General features: G+C 65.7%; 24 protein-coding genes. 12 read left to right on the forward strand and 12 right to left on the reverse strand.

Annotated elements, in window-relative coordinates; genetic code table 11:
- The first annotated feature begins 110 nt into the window (after positions 1–110).
- Positions 111–500: a cupin domain-containing protein gene (locus tag AC5RW2_RS22635; RefSeq protein WP_494049309.1), complete on the forward strand. Its 390-nt coding sequence runs from the start codon at positions 111–113 to the stop codon at positions 498–500.
- 146 nt (positions 501–646) lie between these two features.
- Here the strand turns inward: AC5RW2_RS22635 and AC5RW2_RS22640 are convergent, their stop codons facing one another.
- Positions 647–1345: a dienelactone hydrolase family protein gene (locus AC5RW2_RS22640; RefSeq protein WP_494074642.1), complete on the reverse strand. Its 699-nt coding sequence runs from the start codon at positions 1343–1345 to the stop codon at positions 647–649.
- Positions 1346–1473: 128 nt separating this feature from the next.
- On the opposite strand from AC5RW2_RS22640, the gene AC5RW2_RS22645 reads away from it, so the two are divergent.
- A complete protein-coding gene (locus tag AC5RW2_RS22645; RefSeq protein ID WP_494074643.1) occupies positions 1474–2058 on the forward strand; it encodes a PepSY domain-containing protein in 585 nt (194 codons plus the stop codon).
- Between the two features lie 86 nt (positions 2059–2144).
- Here AC5RW2_RS22645 and AC5RW2_RS22650 read toward each other — a convergent pair whose 3' ends face one another.
- Positions 2145–3830: an amidohydrolase gene (locus AC5RW2_RS22650; protein ID WP_494074644.1), complete on the reverse strand. Its 1686-nt coding sequence runs from the start codon at positions 3828–3830 to the stop codon at positions 2145–2147.
- 74 nt (positions 3831–3904) lie between these two features.
- Positions 3905–4066 (reverse strand): hypothetical protein, encoded by a 162-nt coding sequence (locus tag AC5RW2_RS22655; protein ID WP_494074645.1) that lies wholly within the window; start codon positions 4064–4066, stop codon positions 3905–3907.
- A gap of 95 nt (positions 4067–4161) precedes the next feature.
- Between AC5RW2_RS22655 and AC5RW2_RS22660 the strand changes: the two genes are divergently transcribed.
- Together AC5RW2_RS22660 and AC5RW2_RS22665 are read left to right on the forward strand one after the other, a co-directional pair.
- A complete protein-coding gene (locus AC5RW2_RS22660; RefSeq protein ID WP_494074646.1) occupies positions 4162–5358 on the forward strand; it encodes an MFS transporter in 1197 nt (398 codons plus the stop codon).
- Between the two features lie 110 nt (positions 5359–5468).
- Positions 5469–6146, forward strand: a complete 678-nt coding sequence (locus AC5RW2_RS22665) for a TetR/AcrR family transcriptional regulator C-terminal domain-containing protein (RefSeq protein WP_494000925.1) — start codon at positions 5469–5471, stop codon at positions 6144–6146.
- A gap of 12 nt (positions 6147–6158) precedes the next feature.
- Here AC5RW2_RS22665 and AC5RW2_RS22670 read toward each other — a convergent pair whose 3' ends face one another.
- The 4 genes from AC5RW2_RS22670 to AC5RW2_RS22685 form a co-directional block, all read right to left on the reverse strand.
- Positions 6159–7139, reverse strand: coding sequence for a D-2-hydroxyacid dehydrogenase (locus AC5RW2_RS22670; RefSeq protein ID WP_494074647.1), 981 nt, complete (start codon positions 7137–7139; stop codon positions 6159–6161).
- Complete coding sequence (locus tag AC5RW2_RS22675) at positions 7139–7828, reverse strand: PspA/IM30 family protein (protein ID WP_493989820.1); 690 nt, start codon at positions 7826–7828, stop codon at positions 7139–7141. Before AC5RW2_RS22675 ends, AC5RW2_RS22670 begins: the two co-directional genes overlap by 1 nt.
- Position 7829: 1 nt before the next feature.
- Positions 7830–8525, reverse strand: a complete 696-nt coding sequence (locus tag AC5RW2_RS22680; RefSeq protein WP_494074648.1) for a hypothetical protein — start codon at positions 8523–8525, stop codon at positions 7830–7832.
- Positions 8526–8681: 156 nt separating this feature from the next.
- Positions 8682–8888 carry a cold-shock protein gene (locus AC5RW2_RS22685; RefSeq protein ID WP_127512299.1) on the reverse strand — a complete coding sequence of 69 codons (207 nt, stop codon included), beginning with the start codon at positions 8886–8888 and terminating at the stop codon, positions 8682–8684.
- Between the two features lie 303 nt (positions 8889–9191).
- Between AC5RW2_RS22685 and AC5RW2_RS22690 the strand changes: the two genes are divergently transcribed.
- On the forward strand, positions 9192–10295 hold the full coding sequence (locus AC5RW2_RS22690; protein ID WP_494074649.1) for a fatty acid desaturase family protein: 1104 nt from the start codon (positions 9192–9194) through the stop codon (positions 10293–10295).
- Between the two features lie 73 nt (positions 10296–10368).
- Here AC5RW2_RS22690 and AC5RW2_RS22695 read toward each other — a convergent pair whose 3' ends face one another.
- From AC5RW2_RS22695 to AC5RW2_RS22710, 4 genes are all read right to left on the reverse strand, one after another.
- The gene (locus AC5RW2_RS22695) at positions 10369–11199 is read right to left on the reverse strand and encodes an aldo/keto reductase (RefSeq protein ID WP_494074650.1); all 831 of its coding nucleotides are present in this window, start codon (positions 11197–11199) and stop codon (positions 10369–10371) included.
- 32 nt (positions 11200–11231) lie between these two features.
- Positions 11232–11663, reverse strand: a complete 432-nt coding sequence (locus AC5RW2_RS22700) for a hotdog fold thioesterase (protein ID WP_494013685.1) — start codon at positions 11661–11663, stop codon at positions 11232–11234.
- A 104-nt stretch (positions 11664–11767) separates the two neighbouring features.
- Positions 11768–12061, reverse strand: a complete 294-nt coding sequence (locus AC5RW2_RS22705) for a DUF503 domain-containing protein (RefSeq protein ID WP_494000918.1) — start codon at positions 12059–12061, stop codon at positions 11768–11770.
- Between the two features lie 10 nt (positions 12062–12071).
- Positions 12072–12578 carry a MarR family winged helix-turn-helix transcriptional regulator gene (locus AC5RW2_RS22710; RefSeq protein WP_494074651.1) on the reverse strand — a complete coding sequence of 169 codons (507 nt, stop codon included), beginning with the start codon at positions 12576–12578 and terminating at the stop codon, positions 12072–12074.
- A 91-nt stretch (positions 12579–12669) separates the two neighbouring features.
- Between AC5RW2_RS22710 and AC5RW2_RS22715 the strand changes: the two genes are divergently transcribed.
- The 7 genes from AC5RW2_RS22715 (at position 12670) to AC5RW2_RS22745 (ending at position 18274) form a co-directional block, all read left to right on the forward strand.
- Positions 12670–13320, forward strand: a complete 651-nt coding sequence (locus AC5RW2_RS22715) for an NADPH-dependent F420 reductase (RefSeq protein WP_494074652.1) — start codon at positions 12670–12672, stop codon at positions 13318–13320.
- A gap of 29 nt (positions 13321–13349) precedes the next feature.
- Entirely contained in the window at positions 13350–14393 is a 1044-nt protein-coding gene (locus tag AC5RW2_RS22720; protein WP_494074653.1) for an LLM class flavin-dependent oxidoreductase, read from the forward strand.
- An 85-nt stretch (positions 14394–14478) separates the two neighbouring features.
- Positions 14479–15264: an NUDIX hydrolase gene (locus tag AC5RW2_RS22725; protein ID WP_494074654.1), complete on the forward strand. Its 786-nt coding sequence runs from the start codon at positions 14479–14481 to the stop codon at positions 15262–15264.
- A 70-nt stretch (positions 15265–15334) separates the two neighbouring features.
- Positions 15335–15562 carry a PLDc N-terminal domain-containing protein gene (locus tag AC5RW2_RS22730; RefSeq protein WP_494013690.1) on the forward strand — a complete coding sequence of 76 codons (228 nt, stop codon included), beginning with the start codon at positions 15335–15337 and terminating at the stop codon, positions 15560–15562.
- A gap of 243 nt (positions 15563–15805) precedes the next feature.
- Positions 15806–16651 (forward strand): ABC transporter permease, encoded by an 846-nt coding sequence (locus AC5RW2_RS22735; protein ID WP_494000912.1) that lies wholly within the window; start codon positions 15806–15808, stop codon positions 16649–16651.
- The gene (locus AC5RW2_RS22740; RefSeq protein WP_494000911.1) at positions 16648–17421 is read left to right on the forward strand and encodes an ABC transporter permease; all 774 of its coding nucleotides are present in this window, start codon (positions 16648–16650) and stop codon (positions 17419–17421) included. The genes AC5RW2_RS22735 and AC5RW2_RS22740 overlap by 4 nt, the downstream gene beginning before the upstream one ends.
- On the forward strand, positions 17411–18274 hold the full coding sequence (locus AC5RW2_RS22745) for an ABC transporter ATP-binding protein (protein WP_494000910.1): 864 nt from the start codon (positions 17411–17413) through the stop codon (positions 18272–18274). The genes AC5RW2_RS22740 and AC5RW2_RS22745 overlap by 11 nt, the downstream gene beginning before the upstream one ends.
- Positions 18275–18569: 295 nt before the next feature.
- Here the strand turns inward: AC5RW2_RS22745 and AC5RW2_RS22750 are convergent, their stop codons facing one another.
- On the reverse strand, positions 18570–19043 hold the full coding sequence (locus AC5RW2_RS22750) for a MarR family winged helix-turn-helix transcriptional regulator (RefSeq protein ID WP_494000909.1): 474 nt from the start codon (positions 19041–19043) through the stop codon (positions 18570–18572).
- Positions 19044–19116: the final 73 nt, after the last annotated feature.

Consider the following 19116-nt stretch of genomic DNA (forward strand, 5'->3'; position numbering starts at 1 on the left):
GGCGGTCACAATGGGTGAATGCGATCACAGAGATGGGAGGCCCGGCCGGGGCAGCATGTTGAAGCCACCGATGCCGGACCTTATGGCCAACACGCGAACGGAGCGCCCTGATGAAGACACTGATTCCCGGATTGCCGCTGAATATCACCGACCTGACACTGGACCATCTGCCCGTGCCGGCTGCCCAAGTGGCCGAGGGCGCGCCGACTACCGGCCTGCATGGCCTGGGCCGGCTGGGCGACCTCGGCGTTGGCGTATGGGAAATGTCCACCGGCAGCATGAACGATACGGAAGCCGATGAACTGTTTCTGGTCGTCTCCGGCAGCGCCACCGTGGCGTTCCACCACGACGACGCCCATGACGCCGCCGGGACGGCGGTCCCGTTGGCCCCAGGCTCCCTGATGCTGCTGTCGGCAGGGATGCGCACCACGTGGACGGTGCACGAAACCCTGCGGAAGCTCTATCTCACACCAGAGCGGGAGTCATCCGAAGCAGAATGATGCATCGGACTGCTCCGTCCTGCCGGTCAGCTTTTCCGTCGGAGATGGTCTTGAAGCAGTGTGCGGCGGCCGTCCGAGCCTTGTGAGAGAAGAAAGGCGACGTCGGTGCCCGGGTGAGCACCGACGTCGTCCCATAATCCCCGAAGCTACTTGACCTTGTCCTTGAGGAACTGCACGGACCGGCTCCAGGCCAGCTTGGCCTCCTCGGGACGATAGTTGCCCTGCGGGTTCTCGTCGTTGTGGAAGGCGTGCGGGGCGTCGTAGAAGTAGTAGGTCACTTCCGCGCCGGACTCGCGGCGGATCTGCTCCTCCTGCGCCTTGGCCTTCTCCACCGGGTAGGACTTATCCTGTTCACCGTAGTGGCCCTGGATGGCGGCGCGGACCCCTTCGTACGATGTGGGCACGCCCTGGCCGACGCCGTAGAACGGCACGGCCGCGCTGATTCGCTCTCCCTGCTGCGCGGCCAGCGCCAGCACAAAGCCGCCGCCCATGCAGAAACCGATGGCACCCACCGTGGAACTGGTGACTGACTCGTGGGCCAGCAGGTAGTCCACGGCGCCGGCCAGCAGCCGGGCGCCTTCCTCTTCCGGCAGCTTGGACATCATCGCGGCGGCTTCCTTGCCGTCGTGGGCGATGCGTCCGCCGTAGAGGTCCGGTGCCAGCGCGACTAAACCTTCGGCGGCGAGGCGGTCGGCAACATCGCGGATGTGGTCCACCAGGCCCCACCACTCCTGGATGACGATGACGCCGGGGCCCGACCCGGACTCGGGCACGGCCAGATAACCATGGGCCTCGGTGCCTGCTGATTCGAAGGTGACGTTCTGGTACGTCGGGTTGTCGGCCAAAGTCCTACTCCTGATCACTCGGGGGCATTCGTTGCCAGTCTAGGACAGCGGCGCATGTTGTCGTGCTTGCCGGGCGGCGGAGGGCCCGTGGCATGGCCAAGCCGGTTGTCGGGGCGGAGAATCGGTCTATGGAACAGCTGAGGAAGACTTTCACCGCCCTTTCGATTGCTGCCGGGCTGGCCGTTACAGTGTCGGCCTGTGACGCCACCGGAGACGACATATCCCAGCCCGAACCCGGCCAGGCCCAGCCGGCCGAAACCCCGGCCGGGGCCGGCAACCCGAGCCCTGGCGGCACCGGATCTGCCATGCCCGGTGAACGCAATGCGCGGGCCGCGGTCGAAACCGCGGTGAGTGCCGTCCGCGGCAGTTCCGCGATCGAACTCGACTACAGCGACCGGCTTCAGGCCTGGGAGGTGGACGTCTTCGACGTCGATGCCGAGCTCGAGGTGCAGGTCTCGCCGGACGGCAGCGAGGTGCTTGAGCAACGGGAATCCGGGGGTGCCGAACCGGAGCAGGCCCGAGAGTTGGAGCAAGCCAGGGTTTCCATGTCCGAGGCACTTGTTACCGCTGCGGAAGCCGAACCGGGGAACGTGGACGAGGTGACGCTGGGGGATGAGGACGGCCTCCCGGTGTGGGAGATCGAGATCGACCGCGAAGACGGCTCCAGCGCCGACGTATTGATCGACGCCGTCACCGGTGAGCAGATCCGCTAAGAGTGCGAACCTTCCGAAGGCCATTCGGGTGCATCTTTGCCCTCGGGCCTTTTACCCGGGGCCGAACCTGTCGTGGTGGCCACCTCTTATGCCCATGCCTGCTGGCGGTAGTGCACGGCGCGTCCGCCCACCATGGTCATGGCGGCAGCCACGGTGTGCAGGTCTTCTGAAGCCAGATCGAAGGGCTGGCGGTCCAGTACCACCAGGTCCGCCAACGCGCCCACCCGGAGCAGGCCGCCCTGATCAAGGCGGTTCAGCCTTGCTGAACCGGAAGTATAGGCGGCCATGGCAATCTCCAAGGCCAGGGCCTCGCTTGGTATGAGAGGCTCTTTCCCCGACATTTCGGGGCCGCGGCGGTTGACGGCCACATGGATAGCCTGCCAAGGGTCGGGGGTGGAGACCGGCCAATCCGATCCCATTGCCAAAGCGGCGCCGGAGGAGACGAGGGAGTTGAAGGGATATTGCCAGCCAGCCCTCTCGAGTCCGAGGATCGGCAAGGTCAACTCGGTCATCTGCTCGTCATTCTGCGCCCAGAAGGCCTGGGCGTTGGCTGTGACACCGAGTCTGGCGAAGCGCGGCACATCCTGCGGGTGGACGATCTGGATGTGTGCCATATGGTGCCGTCTGGCGGTGCCGCCTGTGTTGGTGTTGCGGGCGTGCTCGATGGCATCGAGCCCGTCGCGCACCGCCCGGTCTCCAATGACGTGCATGTGCAGGTCAAAGCCCGCACCGTCCAATGCTGCGACCGCATCGAGGAGCACTTCCCTGGGCATATACGTCAGGCCGCGGGAGTCCGCTGCGCCGTGGTCGTTGGAACCTCCGGTGCAGGTGCACGGGCGCAGGTAGGGATCCAGCATCGCCGCTGTCTGATTCTCAGCCACTCCGTCCACCATGATCTTGGCGCTCGTGGTGGTGAAGCCCGCAGCTCCGTTCTCCCGTCGCCGTTCTTCGAATCCTTCCACCAGCTCCGCGAGGTTGCCCGACGTTGTGGTGCGCGGCACCCACAAAGCTCCTGTGGCCCGTGCGGTGAGCATGCCGTTTCCGGCCAGCTGCCGGTATATCCGGCTGACGTCCGGGTAGCCTGCATAGTCCCCAAGGATCGCTTCCTGCCAGCCCGTGACGCCTTGCGCGTGCAGGAATCGCTGTGCCTCGAGCAGTGCTTCGGCCAGTTCCGCATCGGTGGGTTCCGGCACCAGCTTGCCCACAAGGTCCATGGCGCCCTCATGCAGAGTGCCAGTGGGGTTACCGTCGCTGTCCCGTTCCAGCCGCCCATCAGCAGGGTCCGGTGTTCGGGCATCGATGCCGGCCAGCTGAAGGGCCCGGGAGTTGACCCAGGCCCCGTGGTGGTCTCGGTTAAGGAGAAACACCGGCCGGTCTGCAACGACCTCGTCCAACTGCTCCTTGCGAGGGGCGCCGCCGTGGAAGTCGGCCATGGACCAACCACCACCGGTGATCCACTCCTTGTCGGGATTAGCTGCGGCGTATTCCCGCACAGTGGCGAGCGCGGCCTTTGCCCCTGAGACCTCCGACAGGTCACAGCTGAGTCGTTCAATCCCGCCGTAAACGGCGTGTACGTGGGCGTCGGTAAAACCCGGGCACAGCAGCCTTCCGCGCAGATCTACCGTTTCCGCCGCTTTCCCGGCCGCGGCACGCACCTCATCGTCCGTGCCGACGTCCGTGATCCGCCCGCCGGTCACGGCGACTGCCGTAACGTCCGGTCGCAGGCGCACCCCGTCGAAGATCCTGCCGGAGTGGAATACCCAGTCGGTCATGCTGCTCCTTTGCGGTCCTTTCCTGGGCCGGCGGCTTTTCCTCGACCCGCTGCTCGTCTCCGCCGGGGATGGTGTCAGGTGCGAATGATGAGCAGGTGCACATCATGAGACAGGCAATCAGCCGCAAAGTCAACATCGTTGACTTTGCTTGCGTGACACTCTTCGGGCCCGCGGCGCGCCCGGATCAGGACTGTGATCCAGATCACAGCCGGGACTGTTGTGGTGAAGTGGGTCACTATGCCACTCTTCAGTCAGCGCCGTTGACAACGCCGTTGACTTTACCGACAGGTGTCGATCGCTCCACTAGCCTTAACCCCTCGAAGGGAAACACATGCTTCCGACCAGTTCCATCCCACCTCTCACGCCCAGGGTAATTATTGGATTTCTTGGCACGTGGGTGATGGCTCTGCTTGCGGCCAACCTTGTACCCGTGCTGATCGGGGCGCTCATTGCGGACCTCGGCATGTCCATCACTGCGGCCTCTGCGCTGGCCACGGCAATGTCACTGGGCACCGCAGCAAGCATTTTCGCCTGTACCAAGTTGGTCGCGAAGGGAGACCGTCCCAGAGTTGCCCGAATAGGCCTGCTGGTTATGGCCCTCGGTTTCGGTGTGGGCGCCGCGACTCTGAACGAGACCGCCGTTGGCATCGGTGTTGTGCTTGCGGGCATCGGCGCCGGCACAGTGGTGGCTGCCGGTACCGCAGCTTCCGCTGCGACCCGTGATCCGGACAAGACCGTCAACATAGTCATGATCGTCAACCGCCTGGCTGCCGCGGCACTTCTGGCTATCGTGCCGGTCCTCGGCAGCGACCTCCGCACGATTCTGCTCATCCTGACGGCAGTAGGGCTGGTCGGACTGCTCGCCGCCGGAGGATTGCCCAACGTGCCCATCGAGGTAGCCCAGAAACCCGTCTCGGGGCGCCAGATCGGGATCAAGGCCATCATTTTGGCGTTGGTTTTTGGGCTTTGGAGCATGACCGAAGACCTCGTCTACGCCATCTCCGGTGTGATTGGCACTGAATATGCCGGGATGACACTCGAGGACCTTTCCCTCGTCCTTTCGCTCAGCGTTGTCGGCGGTCTCGCGGGCGCGCTGCTTTCCCCGCTTGCCCTGAAGCTCCTGGGCCGATCGCTGGCCATCGGACTGATAATCACCATCGGATCCATCTGCAAATACCTGGTCTTGACAGCCGACGAAGCAACCACAATGTCGGCAGGCATTGTCGTGGCTGGAACGATGTACGGCGCCGTGCTGGCGCTGGTCTTCGCGCTGGCCGCGCGGATGGATCTATCAGGTCGCGTGGCAACCCTGGTCACGGGCGTTTACATCGTCGGCGTTGCACTGGGACCGGTCGTCGGCGGCAGCCTGATCGGTATCATCAGCACGGATGCTTTGGGACTGGCCATCGGTATTCCCAGCCTCATTTTCGGAGTGCTGCTGTACGCAGTATCCCGCGCCAGCGGTGTTGCGGAGCGTGGTGGTGAAATCGTCGAGTCAGTGAGGACCCAACAGGACGCAGTCGTGTAGCTGGGGAACAGTGAACGGCGAGAATCCGTCTCCGCCCTCCTCCACCTGACACCACGGCATCCGATGTGCGAGGCTACAGGTGTGGCGCACATCTTGGGGCGGGAAACCTAATGGGGGCAGAGGCGGAACTCGCTAATCCCCGGCAGCGGGCAAAAGGGCTCAATCGCGAAATCATCATCGATGCCTGCCTGCAGCTGACTGACGAGTCCGGTGCTTCCGCACTAACGTTCCGCCGCATCGGGCGAGCCCTGGGCGCGGACCCCACCGCACTGTACAGACACTTTAAAGACAAAGACGAACTGCTTCTGGCGCTGACAGACCGTCTGATCGGCGAAGCCCTCCGTGATTTTGAGCCAACCCAATCTTGGCGAGAGGACATCCGGGAGTTGCTCATTCGCGGGCGCAGGGCCTACCTGGCACATCCCCAAGTGGCTGCCCTCGCCGCCGTGCGTGTGACGCGACAAGAGTCCGAGATGCGCTTCGTGGAGACGATCCTCGCCACCTTACGAAAAGCAGGATTCGAGGGTGACGACGTTGTCAAAATTTACCGGGCTTGCGCCGACTTTATGCTCGCCTGGACAGGTTTCAGTGCTGCCCTGAAGTTACTGGGCGAGAAGTCGGCAACGGACGTTCGGGCTTGGGCAGAAGCCTACGCCCAAGCTCCGGCCGGCCGCTTCCCGAACGCTGCGGCTGCTGCAGCCTCCATGTCAGCTATCGACGACGACGAGAACTTCCTATTCTCGCTGGACCTGCTGCTTGACGGCATTGAAGCCCGCTTAGCCGGGTAGCGCCCTGCTCGTTCAGGATCCTGCGGGCGCCGCGAAACCCAGCGTCTTGTCGATGATGTTCTCCAACGGCTGCTGCCGGGTGTAGCGGGCGAAATTGTCCGCGAACTGCCCGGCCAGCTGGGGCAGCCAGCCACGGGCATCACCGCTGAGGTGCGGCGAAATGATCACGTTGTCCATCTTCCAGAGCGCGTGGTCGGCCGGCAGCGGCTCGGTTTCAAACACGTCCAGGGCGGCCCCGGCGATGGCGCCGGATCGCAGCGCCGCCACCAGGGCGTCGGTGTCCACGCACGCCCCGCGGCCCACGTTCACCAGCCGGGCCGTGGGCTTCATGGCCTCCAGCACGGCTGCGTCGACGAGGTGCCGGGTCTCTTCGGTCAGCGGTGCCACCATCACCACCCAGTCGAAGGTTCCGACGACGGCGGCGAGTTCCGACGACGCGTACACCTCGCCGAAGTCCGCGTCGTCGCTGCGGGCAGTGCGCCCGGCCCCGGCAACGTGCAGGCCGAGGGCCTTGAGCACGCGCGCGATCTCGCGTCCAATGGCACCGGTGCCCACGATGAGGGCGCGGCCGGACTCCAGTCGTTCGGTCTCACGGTGCCGCCAGGTGCGCTCCCGCTGCAAAGACAGCAGACCTGGCAGGTCCTTGGCGAAGGCGAGCATCCCGGCGAGGACGAATTCGGCGATCGGCCGGTCGAAGATGCCGCGGGCGTTGGTAACCACCACGCCTGAATCCCGCAGTTCCTGGAACAGGAGCTTGTCCACGCCGGCGGCGGCCACATGAATCCACTCCAGCGAGCCGGCCGCATGCCAGGCGTCCTCCAGCGCGGGGGAGAAAAAATCCCAGAGGAACAGCACCTGGGCGCCGTTCAAGGCTTCCTCCAGGTCGTCCGCGGTGGCGTAACGCACCTCCGCGGCGGCCTCCACGTCCTCCATGCCCGGCGGCAGGTGGTCTTTGTACAGGACGGTGACGACGGGTCTGGCGGCTGCGGCCATCAGGCTTCCGGCGCCTTGTTGCGCCGCGACTTCAGCGCGCCCAGCTGGTCGTCAACTTCCGTGCTGGCCTCCAGCCATTCGAAGGCCTCCTGCACTTGCGGCGAGTCCGGGTCCGACCATGCGATTTCGTTGCGGGCGGATGCCTCGGCCTCGATGCGACGGGTCTCCCGCTCGGCATCCCGGGCAGCGGACTGCATTCCGGTTGCGCTGCCGGCTGCCGCCGAGGCGGCCTGCTGCATGCCGAGCGTGGCCTGAGCGACGTTGTGGCGTGCCTGGAGGGTCTGGTACCGCAGGCGGCTCTCGTCTATCCGCGAGGACAGGCGGGCGAGCTCCCCGTCCAACCGGCGCCACTGATCGGCCATGCGCTCATATTGCCGGGCGAGGGTTTCCACGCGCTTCGACGCCGTAATGCTCCGGTGCAGGAACTCGCGGGCCCCGTCGTCGTCGCCGCGGGCCACGCACTCTTCGGCCTGGCGGTCGCAGTACGCCTGCTCTGCTTTGGCCTCATCCAACAGCAGCCCGATGCGGCGGCAGTCGGCCGCGATGTCCGCGACGCTGCGGCGGGCCTGGTCCACCGCTTCGGACTGCTGCTGCTGGCTGGCCTCTATGGCCGCCAGGGGATCGACCGGAGTCTCCTTGGCCGCGCGGTTGGCGCGGATGATGCGTCCAAGGCGGTGCTTGATGGACACGTTAGCTCCTCATGGGATCGGGCCGACGCCGCGCCGGGGCGGGCTGGCGGCGCGGCGGGCCGGACCGAAGGTGGGGCGGGACGGCGGGGCTGAGCCCGTCGCGGACACCGCGGTAGGCCGAGGACCATGCGTGCAGCGCCTCGATTTCCCGAGACAAATGCCGCCCGGCCAGTTCCAGCTGTTCGGCGTCGGCAGAGTACCCGGCTTCCACCAGGTGTTGCCGCAGTTGGCCCGACAGCCGGGTGAGTTGTTCGGTCCGCCCGCCCAGGCTGGCGGCGAGGGAGCGTTTGACCTCCGGGACCGGCTCGCCTTCCGCCAACTTCAGCTGTTCGTCCAGGGACCGGGAAGCCGTTTCAAGCCTGGCGGCCACCAGCGGCAGTTCCCCGACGGGGCGGCCCTCCGCCCGAGCGGAGGCGAGTGTCCGTTCCGTCGCTTCCGCCGAGCGCTGCAATCCGAGCCGCTGGCGGGCCAGGCGGCGGCCGGCGGCGTCCTTGCTGAAACTGCGGACGGTGAGCGACCCCCGGCGCAGCCCGTTCCGCAACCGGCGGGAGCGCCGGATCCTGCGGATCACCAGCCAAACGCTCACCGCCGCGGCCGTCCCGACGCACAGCACGGCGATGCCGGTGAACATCAGGATTTGCATGACCATGTCGGCCAAAAAGGTTCCGGTACTGGCGGGCACTGGTGTCAAGGGCATGCCTCAAGTTTGCCCCCGGATGAGCGGTTCCTGCCAGTGGGAGTGAATTGCCGGGCAAAACGGCGGGGCAAAACAGCCGGGCACAACAATGGAGCCGGTTCCCGTACGGGAACCGGCTCCATTGGAAAAGACTAGAGCGGCGTTGCCGCTGCCGTCTTAGAGGCCGCGGATGTTGGCAGCCTGCAGGCCCTTGGGGCCCTGCACGGTTTCGAATTCGACCTTCTGGTCTTCACGCAGTTCGCGGTATCCGCCACTGTTCTCGATAGCCGAGTAGTGAGCGAAAACGTCGGCCGAGCCGTCGTCCGGAGCGATGAAGCCGAAGCCCTTTTCAGAGTTAAACCACTTGACGGTTCCAGTTGCCATTTTGTACTCCTCCGAGTATTTACACGGCCCGCGGACTTCACGGGTCGCTTGCAGCGGTGTTTTTCGTCCGCCGTTCAGAGAAGCACAAACCCTTCGGTGAAGGGCCTGTTGCTCAAAATCAAATGCGCAACACAACAACTACAAAAATTACTGTACAGGACTTTGGCCGGGAATCCGAACGGCGCTACCACGGCACCCCCTGTTCAGGGCGCGTTCAGGTTGTTATCGTAAAGTGATCTTCATCTACGGGGCACTCGCCCTATTCCGCGGCTGGGAAGTCGGACCCGAACCACTGAAGGCTGCATGAGCATATCTGTATCTCCACCGACAACTTCTACCCGTAGCAAGCGCGGTTCTTCCGCCGCCAGCGGCTACTCCCAGCTGTTGAGCACCGTGCGGGATGCAGGTCTGCTGCGAAAGCGCAGGGGGTTCTACATCAGCCTCTTTGTTGCACTGGCGCTGGGGCTGGCGGGCGCGGTCACCGGATTCGTACTGCTTGGCGACAGCTGGTTCCAGCTGTTGATTGCCGGCGCACTGGGCATCCTGTTCACGCAGCTGGCGTTCCTGGCCCATGAGGCCGCCCACCGGCAGGTCTTCGAAACCGGTCCGGCCAACGACCGCGCCGGAAGGTTCCTGGCCAACGCCGTCGTGGGCATCAGCTACCAGTGGTGGATGAACAAACACACCCGACACCACGGCAACCCGAACACCATCGGGAAAGACCCGGACATCGAGCAGGACACCGTCTCCTTCCTGCCCGAACAGGCTGCCGAACGCCGCGGCCTGATGGCCTGGTTCACCCGTCGGCAGGGCTACCTGTTTTTCCCGCTGCTGATGCTTGAGGGCATCAACCTGCACGCCACCTCCATCAGATCGCTGTTTGCACGCGGCCCCGTCAAGGGCCGGAAGAGGGAAATTTCCGTGCTCTTCGCGCGGCTCACTCTCTACATTGCGGCCATCTTCTTCTTCCTCCCGCCCGGCATCGCGTTCGCGTTCCTCGGCGTGCAGTTGGCCGTCTTTGGCGTCTACATGGGTGCGTCCTTCGCGCCGAACCACAAGGGCATGCCGCTGATCCCCAAGGACTCGAAGGTGGACTTCCTCAGCCGCCAGGTCCTGACCAGCCGCAACATCGTCGGCCGCACCCCCGGGGGAAGCGGCGCCATCAACGCGCTCATGGGCGGGCTCAACTACCAGGTGGAGCACCACCTGTTCCCGAGCATGCCGCGGCCCAACCTGGCCAAGGCCGCCCGGATCGTGCGCGAATACTGCGCCAGCCACAGCATCCCGTACACCGAAACGTCGCTGCCCAAGTCCTACGGCATCGTGGTCCGGTACCTGAACAAGGTTGGCCTGTCGGCGCGGGACCCGTTCGACTGCCCGATGGTGGCCGAGTACCGCCGGCTCTAGCGCTCAGCCTCTTGCGCTCAGCAGGTTCCCTACGGTTGCCGGTGTCCAACGCGGACACCGGCAACCGTCGTTTCTAGAGCTGCGTGAAGGCTGCCGTGGCCGGGTCCGCGCCGATGCGACCGCCTGCGTCAAGCGCCGTGATCGCGGCCAGGTCCTCCGCATCGAGCGTGAGCCGTGCCGCGGTCAGATTTTTCGCTATCCGGTCCGGGTTGGCGGACTTTGGGATCACGATGTTGCCGTTGGCCAGATGCCAGGCGAGCACCACTTGGGCCGGTGTCGCCAGATACTTTGCGGCGATGGCGGTGACCGTCCGGCTCTCCAAATCGGCGCCCTGGCCCAGGGGGCTGTAGGCCTCGACGGCGATGCCGTGCCGGCGGCTGAGCGCCGCCACTTCGCGCTGCTGGAAGGTCGGGTGGATTTCGATCTGGTTGACCGCCGGCACCATGCCTCCGGCGGCCAGCAGGGTCTGTAGATGCTCGGACAGGAAGTTGGAGACGCCGATGGCCCGGCTGAGGCCTTCGGCGTAGAGTTCTTCGAGCGCCTGCCATGCCTGCACGTACAGGTTCTGCGAGGGCACCGGCCAGTGGATCAAGTACAGGTCCACGAAGTCCAAGCCGAGTTCGCGCAGGCTGTTATCAAAAGCCCGGCGGGCGTCGGCCTGTTCGCCGTTGCGGAGCTTGGTGGTGATGAACAGTTCCTCGCGCGGGATCCCGCTGGATCTGATCGCCGCGCCCACGCCGGACTCGTTGCGGTAGGCGGCGGCGGTGTCGATGTGGCGGTAACCGGCCTCCAGCGCAGCTTCAACGGCCCGCTGCGTTTCAGCCGGCGGCACTTTGAAAACGCCGAAGCCCAACTGCGGGATGCTGACGCCGTTATTGAGATCGATCGCGGGCACTACGGCCATCGGGAATGCTCCTTCGGTGCAGGGGGGCGGAACTACTTCTTCGGGACCAGCACGCCGTAGACGCGCATCTCGGCCAGATGCTGGCCGTCATGGTCGTGAATGGAGATATCCACGATGTTGTTGCGGCCATAGCGGGTGCGTTCGACGCCGGTGGCCACCAGGCGGGCTTCGGCCGCGCCGGGCGCGATATACGTTATTTCCGCCTGACGGGAGACCGACGGCCGGCCCAGCGACTCGCAAACGAACGCGAAGCACGTATCGCCGAGCGTGAACAGGTAGCCGCCGTGCAGGATGTGGTGACCGTTCAGCATGTAGTCCTGGACGCCCATGGACATCACCACGCGCCCTTCTTCGGCCTCCAGCACCTCGATGCCAAGGTGTTGCGACGCTTTGTCGGAGGCATAGCGGTGGCGGACAAGCTCCTCGACGGTGGAAAACTGCTCGTCGGTGGCGGGGGTAGTCAACAGAGCCTCCGGATGTGGCACGGATCATGGGCGTGACCAACGCTACCAAGATCCACGCCGGTCGATGCGCACGGCGGCCTGCAGGCAGCGGCGCGGGGCCGGGCTCAGTCGTCGCTTGAGTGTATTTTCCGCCGCGTGCTGAGCAGGTCCACGCCGGGGCGGTAGGCAATGTAGTTCTCGGCCGTGTCCAGCACCTGGACCACATGGGCCCGGTCGCCGCCTACCAGCCCGATGCCCAGCTCGGCCCGCCGGTAGAGGTTCTGTTGGCCGACTTCCGCCACTGAGACATCGAACCGCTTCCGCACCTCGGCGATGATCGGCCGCAGCACGGAACGCTTTTCCTTGAGCGAGTGCACGTCGCCCAGGAGCAGGTCGAACTCAATCCAGCCGATCCACATGCTGACGAGTCTAGGGCAGGTGGTCCATCGCCTCGCACGGGCTGGAGTTCGGCTGCGCGCGGTGGATTCCCATGGCCAACACCTCGACCAAGGCGGAAAGCGTGCGCACGTCCTCCGGCGACAGGCCGGAGAGCAGGTCCTGCTCGGCACGTGCGACGCGGACCTCAAGCTCCGAAAGTGCGGCCCGTCCCTGCGCGGTGGGGACGATTTTCCGTGCGCGCCGATCGTTGGCGGCGGGGATGCGCTCCACCAGCCGGGCGGCCACGAGTTTATCGAGGATGTAGGTCAGTACGGTGCGGTCAATCGCCAAGTGGGCCCCGAGGGCCTGCTGGTTCGGCGGGTCCCGATGAACGACGGCGGAGAGGATCTGGTAGCCGCGGATGCCTTCCGGCATGCCGGTGACGGCCTCCTCGAAATTTGACTGGTACCCGCGCAGGACCATGCCGAGGTTCCAGCCGAAGTCGCCGGGAACCGGGCTGTGCGTCCTGTCTGCTGTGGCGGCTCGTTCTCCTGTCATGCCTCTCATGATAACTAATCATGCGAAGTTGCACAGATAATCTGCGATGAATATAGTCTGTCGGACAGCATATAGGCAGACTGGAGTTGAAATGAAGCTTGGCACCGTTGGCATCCTGGGGGCCGGCCGCGTGGGCACGGCCCTCGCCAGACAGGCGCTCAAGGCCGGCTACCGGGTGAAGATCGCAACGTCCAAGCCGGCTGCAGAGATCGCCTTGCTGACGGAAATCATCACGCCGGGGGCGGAGCCGGTCGACGCCGCAGAAGTGGGGGAGGCGGACCTGGTTCTCGCCGCGATCCCGCTGCACCGTTACCGCACGCTGGATCCGGGCCGGTTGGCCGGCAAGACCGTGATCGATGCGATGAACTACTGGGCACCGACCGACGGCGTGATCCGCGATTTTGAGAACGACCCGCGCGGCAGCAGCGAGGTCGTCCAGGATTTCCTGGCGGGCGCGCGACTGGTGAAAACCCTGAACCACATCGGGTACCGGGAACTCGAAGAGGAGGGCCGCGATCCGGGTTCCGCCGACCGCCGAGCCTTGGCTCTTGCCGGCGATCACGACGACGCCAAATCCCTGGTCGCGGCCTTCATCGATCGCCTGGGTTACGACCCGGTCGATGCCGGCCCGCTCTCGGCCGGCCGCGCCTTCCAGCCGGGGACCCGCATTTTCAACGCCGCCCATGCCGCCGACGAGCTCCGAGGCCTCTTGGCGGAGGCCACCGAACCGGCGTGTCGATGACGGCATCAACAGGCAGAACAGGACAAGACATGGAAATCGGTGCCTACAGCTTCGGCGACACGCAGCTCAATCCGGACGGCAGCCAGCGGGAGACGTCGGAGGCCATCCGTAACCTCTTTGAGGCGATCCTCCACGCCGACACGGTTGGCTTGGATTACTTCGGGATCGGCGAGCACCACACCACCAGCATGCCCGCGTCCTCGCCGGGCGCGATCGTCGCCGCGGCCGCGGCCGCCACGCAGCAGATCCGGCTCGGGAGCGCCGCCAGCATCATCTCCACGGACGACCCCGTTCGTGTGTTCCAGCAGTTCTCCACGGCGGACGCGATTTCCGGGGGCGGCCGCGTCGAGATCACCGCGGGCCGCGGTTCCTCGGTGGAAACATTTCCGCTGTTCGGCTACGACCTGGGCGACTACGACGAGTTATATGCGCAGAAGCTGGATCTGCTGATGGCCATCAACAACAGCCGCGCCCCAGAAGTGACGTGGAGCGGATCCCGGCGGCCGCCCATCGCGGACCTGGCCGTCGTGCCGCGCCCTGCCGCCGGGCCGCTGCCCATCTGGCTGGCCACCGGGGGCAACGCCGGTTCTTCCGCCCGGGCCGGGCAGCTCGGACTGCCCGTCTCCTACGGGATTATCGGCGGAGCCCCGCACCGGTTCGCTCCACTGGCCGAGCTTTACCGGCGCACCGCGGCCCAGGCCGGCCACAGCGGTCCGCAGATCAAGGTTTCCGTTGCCGCCCTCGGGCTGGTGGCGCCGAGCAAGCAGGAGGCCCTCGACCGGTTCTACCCCGGCTGGCACAACCTCAACGTGGAAATGGGCCGGCTGCGCGGCTGGCCCGCACCCGACAAGCGCGCTTTCCTGGCCCAGGCCGAGGCCCCGGGCGCCTATTACGTCGGCGATCCGGACGACGTGGCCGAGCGGATTGCCCACCTGCACGGATACCTCGGACATGTGCGCCACTTCCTGCAGACCGACATCGGCGGGCTGCCGCACGAGCACCTGATCGACTCCATCACGCTGCTGGCCACCGAGGTCAAGCCGCGGGTTGAGCGGCTGCTGTCCCGGAAGTAGGCACGACGCGCCGCCTGCGCGCTCGCTGGCCATGTCTATCCACGGCTCGAAGCAACGCCTCCGGCCGCCGTCCTAAGCTAAGGGCGTGGATAAAGCGCTGGACAGACAAACGGACCAGGCAGAGCTGGCGGCAACAGTCATCCTGCTGCGCGACGGCCCGGAGGGACTGGAAGTCCTGATGCTGGAACGCCCCGGCGGTGGATCCTTCGCGGGGGCCTGGGTATTCCCCGGCGGCAAGGTGGACCCGGGGGACTACCGTGAAGCCGAAGCCGAAGCCGAAGCCGAAGCCGAAGCCGAAGCAGAAGCCGAAGCCGAAGCGGGCATCGGCACAGAGGCCGGCGGCGCCGTCGAACGTGACCAGGGTCGGCAGTTGGCGGCGGCAAAGATCGCAGGGGCGCGCGAGACCTTCGAGGAGACCGGTCTGCGGATCGCCGGTCAGGACCTGGTACACCTATCCAACTGGGTACCCCGCCACAGCCTGGTCCGCCGCTTCCAAACATGGTTTTTCGCGGCAGCGGCGCCGGTCGGCGAGGTCGTGCTCAACGACGGCGAGCTGGCCGGCTTCGCCTGGATGCGGCCCGGCGAAGCGCTCCGCCGGCATGAGACGGGGCTGATGCGGCTGGTCCCGCCGACCTGGGTAACCCTGCATGAACTGGGCCGCTTCAACACCGTGGCGGACGCACTGGCAGCCGCTCGGAACACGGAGCCTTTCAACTATGAGAGCCACGTGATTGACGACCCGGCCAGCGGACAGGTCATCGTGTGGGCGGGCGACCCTGCCTACCCCGGTCCCGGGCCGGCGGCGGCCGCCGGGGCCAGGCACCGGCTCTCCACCGCCTCGCTGCCCTGGCGGTACGAAAGGCATCGCTAGGCCCCTGCGCCGCCGGCCCGGCACGCCTACACTTGAGGCACCTGCTGCCACAACCGACCGGGAGGCCGCCATGAAGAAAGCCATGAAGAAGAAGTCCTTGAGGGATTTGAGCGGGGGGCAGCGGCTGCGTGTAGCCACCATGGCCGGGCTGCAGCTTGTCTTGCAGACGGCCGCTCTGAAGGACCTGAAGAAGCGCCCGGCCGCCCTGGTCAACGGGCCGAAGCCGGTGTGGTTTGCCGCGTCCTTCCTCAACTTCATCGGCCCGGCGGCCTACTTCCTGCTCGGGCGAAAGCGCTGAACTCCTCTGCACAAACCGTTGATCTATTCAATTCAGGGGTGTTAGAGACCGTCGCGCAGTGTTGCCTGCGTAACGATGGCCTAGAGTGTTTGACGTCACCAAGTGGCGTCGACCACACTTGAGCTAGTGAACGCATGTTCGGCTAGCGAACAGGGCGGTCTGTATCCCCGTTCTCCTCGGGGCAGAAGGAGTGGAAATGAAATGTGCGCTGTATAGGGCGCCGCACCTCGTCGGGATGCTCCCGTGAGCGCGCCCGCGGTGACAACTGACAGCAAGGGTCCGGCGGCCAGCCGGTCACGCCGGCGCCCGTCGAAGAAGCGTCCCACCAAGCAGTTGCTGGGCCTTGCCGGGATCCTTGCATTCCTGCTGGTGTGGGAACTAGTGCCGCGGGTGGGGATTGTTGAGGCCCGCTTCCTGCCTCCTGCCTCCGAGGTGCTCGCCGTGCTGTTCAACGATTTCGGCCTGGCGGCGTTCTGGCTCGCGGTGGGCGAGACCATGCTCGCGTGGTTCCTTGGCCTGCTGATGGCGGTGCTGCTGGCCGTGGTACTTGGCTTCATCATCGGTTCGTCAAACTTCCTGCGGAAGTTCACCAACTCCACGGTGGAGTTTTTGCGCCCCATCCCGTCGGTCGCGTTGATTCCGCTGGCGGTGCTGCTGTTCGGCGTGAAGATCGAGTCCTCGCTGATGCTGATTGTCTACGCATCGTTTTGGCAGGTCTTCATCCAGGTGCTGTATGGGGTGGCCGACGTGGACAACGTGGCGATGCAAACGGCGAAGTCCTACGGCCTGGGCCGATTCGCCCGGGTCCGCCACGTGGTGTTCCCTACCGCCCTGCCGTACCTGATGACCGGGGTGCGCCTGGCCGCAGCGGTGGCGCTGATCCTCGCCATCACGGCCGAACTGGTGATCGGTTCCCCGGGCCTGGGCCGGGAAATCGCGCTGGCGCAGTCCGGCGGCGCGATCGCGGGCATGTATGCGTTGGTGCTGGCCACGGGGCTGATCGGCGTGCTGGTCAACCTGGTGATGCGCTTCATTGAGCGCAAGACCCTGTCGTGGCATGAATCGATCCGTTCCGAGGTGATCGCGTGAAAGTCCTGAAAAGCATTGCCTACGCGCTGGCGCTGCCGGTCATCCTCGTGCTGATCTGGTGGGCCTCGACGCTGGGCGCGACAAACTTCTTCGTGCCCACGCCGGCACTGCTCGTCGACGCGTTCGCCGAGACCTGGTTTGGAGAACGGCTTTTGTCCGACGTGCTGCCCTCGATCGGGCGGCTGATCATCGGGGTGGCCGCGGCCATCATCCTGGGCATCGTCGCCGGCCTGCTGATCGGCTCGATCAAGTGGCTGCGAGACTTCACCGAGCCGGTGCTGGAGTTCTTCCGCGCCATCCCGCCGCCGGTACTGATTCCGGTATTGATGCTGCTGATGGGCATCACCGACACGATGAAGATTGTGGTCATCATCTCCGGCTGCATCTGGCCGGTGTTGCTGAACACCATCGAAGGCGTCCGCGCCATTGATTCGGTGCTTTCGGACTCGGCGCACACCTACGGCATCGGCGGCATGGCCCGCGTGCGCCACCTGGTGCTGCCCTCTGCGGGTCCGCAGATCATGGCCGGCGTCCGCCAGTGCCTGTCGATCGGGCTGATCCTGATGGTCATCTCCGAGATGTTCGCCTCGTCCTCGGGGCTGGGCTTTACCATCGTGCAGTTCCAGCGTTCCTTCGCGATCCCCGAAATGTGGTCCGGCATCGTGGTGCTGGGCCTGATCGGTGTTGCCATGTCATTCATCTTCCAATGGACCGAGCGCAAGATCCTGCGCTGGTACCACGGCCTGCGAGAGGTAGAAAATGCAGCCTGAAACCACCCCGGTTCCGACCGGCAAAACCCTGCCCGAAGGCCAGGCCATGCTCTCGGTGCGCGGCGTCAAGAAGGTCTACCACACCGACGGCGGTGACATCGAGGCGGTGCGCAACCTGACCTTCGACCTGCGGGCGGGGGAGCTGGCCTGCCTGGTCGGCCCGTCCGGGTCCGGCAAGACCACTCTGCTCAAGTGCATCTCCGGCCTGCTGGCCCCTACCGAGGGTGAGGTGCTGCTGGACGGCGCCCGGGTGACCGGCCCGCCCAAGAAGATGGCCGTGGTGTTCCAGGAGTACGGCCGCTCGTTGTTCCCCTGGATGCGGGTGCGCGAGAACGTGGAGCTGCCGCTGAAGAACGCCGGCATGGGCAAGGCCGAGCGCGACAAGCTCGTGGACGACGCCCTCGAGGCCGTGGGCCTGGACCACGTGCCGCAGTCCTACCCGTGGCAGCTCTCCGGCGGCATGCAGCAGCGCGTGGCCATCGCCCGGGCAGTGGCCTACCAGCCCGAGGTGCTGCTCATGGATGAGCCGTTCGCCGCGGTCGACGCCCAGACCCGGGCCGACCTGGAGGACCTGATCCGCACGGTCTGGAAGAAACTGGGCGTCACCGTCCTGTTCGTCACCCACGACATCGACGAATCGGTCTACCTGGGCCAGCGGGTGATTATCCTGTCCTCCTCGCCGACCGTGATCCAGGAAGACCTCGAGATCGACCTGCCCGACGAGCGCGACCAGCTAAACACCCGGGCACTGCCGCGGTTCACCGAACTGCGCCACCACGTCTACGAACAGATCCAGCTTGCCAAGCAGGGCCACCGCCCCGCCGCCGCCACCCAGGCCGGCAGCGCCGGCTAGCAGAAGGCAGTGGGGCGCCGGCCGCATCCTGGGCAAGGGGTGCGGCCGGCTCCGATTTTTAACCAGCGCGCCGGTCCCGCCCGCCCTCCGAGATCGACTGCTCAGATAAGGCCCTTCTCAGCTGAAAGGGCCTTATCTGAGTAGCCGATTGGGTGGGGTTGGGGTGGGGTTGAGGGAGGGGTTTGGGAGAGGGGAGAGCCGGCCTGCGGCGCCCGGTGCGCGGCGCCCTTCGCGGCCGGTTAGAAGGTGATGCGGCGCAGCAGGTCGCGCAGAACGCGGCGACCGTCTCGGCCGGTCAGAAGGCGATGCGGCGCAGCAGGTCGCGCAGCGTTTCCCGTTCCTGTTCGTTCAGCCGGGCCAAGGACTCGTCCGACGCCTCGCGGATGATCGCTTCGGCCTGCTTGTACAGCTTCCGGCCCGATGCCGTCGCAACGATGACCTTGGAGCGGCGGTCGCGCGGGTCGGCTTCACGGGTGACGGCGCCGCGCCGCTCCAACTGGTCCACCAGGGCCACGATCTGGCTGGGGTCCAGGCTCAGGAAGTCGGCGAGTTCGCGCTGCGACGGGTTCTCCCCGCTGCACGCCAGCGACAGCACCGAGTAGGACCGCACCTTCAGGTCAAGCTCGGCCAGCATGTTGTTGGCCAGGCCGGACCCCAGCGAACGCGCCCGCGCCGTGAGGAACTCGATTTCGTTGGCCAGATCGGTGCCGTACAGCCGTTCAAGGCCGGCGGTCGCCGACGGGCGGACGGCCGTTGTTGCTGCGGACATGGTTCCTCGCTAGAAGTAGGTGCTGACCAAAATGATTGACTTTTTCAATCATATGGGTTGTCATGGGTTCTAG

The organism is Arthrobacter sp. B0316-1-20 (assembly GCF_059091865.1).

Excerpts from the sequence above, each read along its gene's own strand:
- AC5RW2_RS22635 (WP_494049309.1), top strand. The coding sequence starts at position 111 with ATGAAGACACTGATTCCCGGATTGCCGCTGAATATCACCGACCTGACA.
- AC5RW2_RS22645 (WP_494074643.1), top strand. The coding sequence starts at position 1,474 with ATGGAACAGCTGAGGAAGACTTTCACCGCCCTTTCGATTGCTGCCGGG.
- AC5RW2_RS22650 (WP_494074644.1), bottom strand. The coding sequence starts at position 3,830 with ATGACCGACTGGGTATTCCACTCCGGCAGGATCTTCGACGGGGTGCGC.
- AC5RW2_RS22660 (WP_494074646.1), top strand. The coding sequence starts at position 4,162 with ATGCTTCCGACCAGTTCCATCCCACCTCTCACGCCCAGGGTAATTATT.
- AC5RW2_RS22665 (WP_494000925.1), top strand. The coding sequence starts at position 5,469 with ATGGGGGCAGAGGCGGAACTCGCTAATCCCCGGCAGCGGGCAAAAGGG.
- AC5RW2_RS22670 (WP_494074647.1), bottom strand. The coding sequence starts at position 7,139 with ATGGCCGCAGCCGCCAGACCCGTCGTCACCGTCCTGTACAAAGACCAC.
- AC5RW2_RS22680 (WP_494074648.1), bottom strand. The coding sequence starts at position 8,525 with ATGCCCTTGACACCAGTGCCCGCCAGTACCGGAACCTTTTTGGCCGAC.
- AC5RW2_RS22685 (WP_127512299.1), bottom strand. The coding sequence starts at position 8,888 with ATGGCAACTGGAACCGTCAAGTGGTTTAACTCTGAAAAGGGCTTCGGC.
- AC5RW2_RS22690 (WP_494074649.1), top strand. The coding sequence starts at position 9,192 with ATGAGCATATCTGTATCTCCACCGACAACTTCTACCCGTAGCAAGCGC.
- AC5RW2_RS22695 (WP_494074650.1), bottom strand. The coding sequence starts at position 11,199 with ATGGCCGTAGTGCCCGCGATCGATCTCAATAACGGCGTCAGCATCCCG.
- AC5RW2_RS22705 (WP_494000918.1), bottom strand. The coding sequence starts at position 12,061 with ATGTGGATCGGCTGGATTGAGTTCGACCTGCTCCTGGGCGACGTGCAC.
- AC5RW2_RS22710 (WP_494074651.1), bottom strand. The coding sequence starts at position 12,578 with ATGACAGGAGAACGAGCCGCCACAGCAGACAGGACGCACAGCCCGGTT.
- AC5RW2_RS22715 (WP_494074652.1), top strand. The coding sequence starts at position 12,670 with ATGAAGCTTGGCACCGTTGGCATCCTGGGGGCCGGCCGCGTGGGCACG.
- AC5RW2_RS22720 (WP_494074653.1), top strand. The coding sequence starts at position 13,350 with ATGGAAATCGGTGCCTACAGCTTCGGCGACACGCAGCTCAATCCGGAC.
- AC5RW2_RS22730 (WP_494013690.1), top strand. The coding sequence starts at position 15,335 with ATGAAGAAAGCCATGAAGAAGAAGTCCTTGAGGGATTTGAGCGGGGGG.
- AC5RW2_RS22745 (WP_494000910.1), top strand. The coding sequence starts at position 17,411 with ATGCAGCCTGAAACCACCCCGGTTCCGACCGGCAAAACCCTGCCCGAA.
- AC5RW2_RS22750 (WP_494000909.1), bottom strand. The coding sequence starts at position 19,043 with ATGTCCGCAGCAACAACGGCCGTCCGCCCGTCGGCGACCGCCGGCCTT.